General features: G+C 29.2%; 4 protein-coding genes. 3 read left to right on the plus strand and 1 reads right to left on the minus strand.

What is annotated here, in order from left to right; translation table 11 throughout:
* A partial coding sequence (locus tag N9I19_RS24180; RefSeq protein WP_411730915.1) for a DUF3801 domain-containing protein occupies positions 1-312 on the minus strand: 312 nt, incomplete at its 3' end.
* Positions 313-582: 270 nt separating this feature from the next.
* Between N9I19_RS24180 and N9I19_RS24185 the strand changes: the two genes are divergently transcribed.
* From N9I19_RS24185 to N9I19_RS24195, 3 genes are all read left to right on the plus strand, one after another.
* Entirely contained in the window at positions 583-1293 is a 711-nt protein-coding gene (locus N9I19_RS24185) for a plasmid mobilization protein (RefSeq protein WP_317779248.1), read from the plus strand.
* A 26-nt stretch (positions 1294-1319) separates the two neighbouring features.
* Complete coding sequence (locus N9I19_RS24190) at positions 1320-2648, plus strand: relaxase/mobilization nuclease domain-containing protein (RefSeq protein WP_317779249.1); 1329 nt, start codon at positions 1320-1322, stop codon at positions 2646-2648.
* A gap of 100 nt (positions 2649-2748) precedes the next feature.
* On the plus strand, positions 2749-2919 hold the full coding sequence (locus N9I19_RS24195; RefSeq protein ID WP_317779250.1) for a helix-turn-helix domain-containing protein: 171 nt from the start codon (positions 2749-2751) through the stop codon (positions 2917-2919).
* The last annotated feature ends 631 nt before the right edge of the window (positions 2920-3550 follow it).

Genomic DNA, 3550 nt, shown 5'->3' on the forward strand with positions numbered 1-3550 from the left:
ATCATTATCATTTTTAACGATTGAAAAATCTACACCCATTTCTTTGAATGTCTTTTGATAATCCCCAACTTGATCTTTAGTTAAATTATCATCAAAGGACATTACGCCATCACTATGTTTTTTTACTAAATCCTTTATGCTTTGTTTACCTTCTTTTGTATTATCCTTTAGGATAAAATCCTGTTTATCATTTTCCCTTTGTAACAAATCATTTACCGATTGAAGAATTTTTAAAATGAGTTCCCCTGTTAGTTTACTTCCCTCTGAAACGATTTCAATTCCGACTTGTGTATGTTTATCTATGGATACCATATCATTTCCCCTCTCATTATTTTTTTTTCTAGACTTTCTTTAATTATGCCGCAAATTGGCTTAAACTGGTATGATTTAGAGAAGAACAGATTAGGATTTAATGAAGGGGCAAGCTACGGGTTTGTATATACAAACCCCAAAAACGTTGTTTTTGACTTGGTAGGAGATTCCTACGACCTTTACAAATATAATGCTACTTATTTTATTAAAATAAGCAGCAATATTTGTTGTCGCTTCGCTCGAATTTTCTTATAAAAAGAGGTGTTGTAAATGACAAATAAAACGGAAAATATCTTGTTGAGGGTTACTAAAGAACAAAAGGATTTTATTAAAAATAAAGCAGAAATATTAGATTTTAATTCTGTTTCTGCTTTCTTAATTGAAAGCGCAAAAAATCATTTTCGTTTAAATATTGATATGAGCATTTATAGGAAATTAACAAGCGAAATAAATTACATTGGTAAAAATATTAACAGCTTAATTCGCAAGGTTAATACATTGGGTGCTTATTCAAATAATGACATAGATTTTTTAAAAACTAACCAAAAAATAATCATTGATTTAATGAATAAAGAGTATGATCGTTTACTTGATTTAAAGATGAATTTCACCAGTGAAAGTTTGAGTCTTAAAGAAAAAGAGAATTTAATAAAAGCATTAGAAGAAAATAAAATTGACGTTCCTAAAAAAGTAGTGTTAGAAGAAATATATGAACAAATAAAAGACGACTTTATTTACATTGGTCAGGCAGTTGAAAATTCCCCAGAACAGAGTAAATACGTAGCAGAATATTTTTGGAGATATTTATATGGTGATACGTTATTTGAATTGGAAGACAAACGACTGATTGAATTTGCGGATAAAATCTTTATATATACACAAAAATTAAAAATGAAATTATTAAAATTAGATAACATATTTGATAATAATGATTGGTTTAATTTGAAGGAAATATTAGATGAATACGAGGTTTATTATTAATTTAAAAAAAGTTGAGGTTGATTTTATTGTCAATCGTGAAAATACAAAAGGTTAAAGATTTAAAAGCAGTAATAAAATATAGCCTTCAAGATTACAAAACAAATGAAGAATTAGTAACATCTTATGGGTGTAATGTTGAAACAATTGAAAGAGATTTTAATGATATTCTATTTGATTACAATGAACAGAATAATAGCAACAAAGATATGGCAGCAAGAATGATCATTCAATCCTTCAACAGTGATGATAATTTAACGCCTGAACAGGCACATCAATATGGTGTTGAATTAGCAGATAATTATTTTAAAGGCAAGCACCAGTATGCGGTTATTACTCATATTGAAACGGAAAATTTGCATAACCATATTATTTTTAATTCCATTAATTTTGAAGACTTAAAAATGTTTGATACTAAAAGACAACATACCCTTTATGATCTAAGGAGGGAAAATGACAAAGTTTCAAAAGAACATGGGCTAACGATTATCGAAAAAGAAGGAAAAAAGGATAAATATTTAGCTTTTAATGAGTATGTAACGAGAGCAAAAAAACAATCTTTCAAAGGGAAAATTGAAGGACTTATTGACGAAAATATTAAAAAGGCCCACTCGTTTGAAAACTTTTTAGAGCTGATGGATCAACAAGGATATGAACATAAAAAAGGTAAATATTTATCTTTTAAAAATCCAAAGTCAAACAAATTTATGAGAACAAAAACATTGGGGTTAAATTACTTTGAATCATCCATTCGTTACAGAATAGAAAATAAAGAGTTTGTGCCAATTAAACAAAATATTATTGATAAACAATGGATTGATAAATCGCAGGAGAAATTTAAAAATAATAAAGGATTGCATAAGTGGGCTACAAAGCAAAATATTAATTATTTAAATGAAATAAGCAGCAAGCTTTATAAAGAAAATATTTCACTGGAAGAATTAAATGAGGTTGAAATTAAAACGGAAAACCTTATAGACAACTTTGAAAAACAGCTAACTGCCATTGATGATGAAATATTTGATTTTGAAAAAATGAAGGACTGTTTTTCTATTTATAAAAATAGTTATCCTTTAATTACAGACTATAAAAAGTCTGATGATAAAACAAAATTTAAGCAAGAAAATTATTATCAATTTAAGCAATATGATATGGCTAAAAGGAATATCAATTTTCTTAAAAAGCATTATGGGATTGATGAAGAATCGAGTTTTCATTATAAGTTGTCTTTGATGAAAAATGAGCGTAATTTACTTTATGGCAGCCTTGGAAAACGGAATGAAAGAGCAAGAGAATTGGAGCTTCAAGAACGAGAAAGAAGGGAATTGCAGCGAAGAAAACGCTTGGACGAAAGATGAAAATTAAGAGTAAATCAAGATACTTTGTGGTATAAATTTAATTACGGGGAGGGATATTTTAAATCAGGAGGTGCTTATTATTAAGGTGTGGGACAGCATTATGACAGCTCGGGAAGCAAGCGTTGAACTTGGAAAAAACCCTAAGTATGTTTACCTTCTTTGGAGACGCGGATCTGATGTGCTGCTGAAAGACAGCGTCCAAATGAAAGGAAGTACACTCCTTATTACAAGACAAGGTTTTGAACATTTAAAGCTAATTGCAAACGAGTGATCACATAAATTGATTTAACATTAATAACCTATACACACTAACACTTGCAAGCGTACCCATATACACACTTATGGTACGCTTGTTTATTTTTTGTAAAGTGAATTACTCACTTCCTAGATCAGTATATATCCATAAAAAAGCCTTATAGGGTAGCGTCACATCGCCTTCAAGCTAACAATAACGAGTTACCCCAAAACGATAAAAACGAGGAAGATGCACAAAATTTTCGTTCTGGTGTAGCATTGAAATAAAGTTTGATTAAATTAACTCTATAAACCTTGATAAAATAGCAAATAGAAAAAGCGTGTTTTGAAAAAAGATTGATCAAAACACGCTTTTTCTATATTCAATTGAATCATTCTTTTATAAAAAAGTTTGATCATTTCTATGATCCTTATTCCATTAAAGCGCCCGATTGTTGAAGATCATTAGTATATATCCAATCATTATTTAAGTATGAAATCCACCATTGTGTTATATATTTTGGTACAGATTCTACGTTATAATTTGTTGAGTATGGAATACAAAAAAACATGCAGCTCGTTAAACTTATATGTATATACCATCGAATAATGTATGAAGCCTTTATGGATAGTTACATTCTCAAAGTTCCGGATTGGCTCAACGGTTT

The organism is Peribacillus sp. CSMR9, from assembly GCF_033141925.1.
GTDB lineage: Bacteria > Bacillota > Bacilli > Bacillales > DSM-1321 > Peribacillus > Peribacillus simplex_A.

Coding starts and splice junctions, on each gene's coding strand:
- N9I19_RS24195 (WP_317779250.1), top strand. CDS start 2,749: ATGACAGCTCGGGAAGCAAGCGTTGAACTTGGAAAAAACCCTAAGTAT.
- N9I19_RS24185 (WP_317779248.1), top strand. CDS start 583: ATGACAAATAAAACGGAAAATATCTTGTTGAGGGTTACTAAAGAACAA.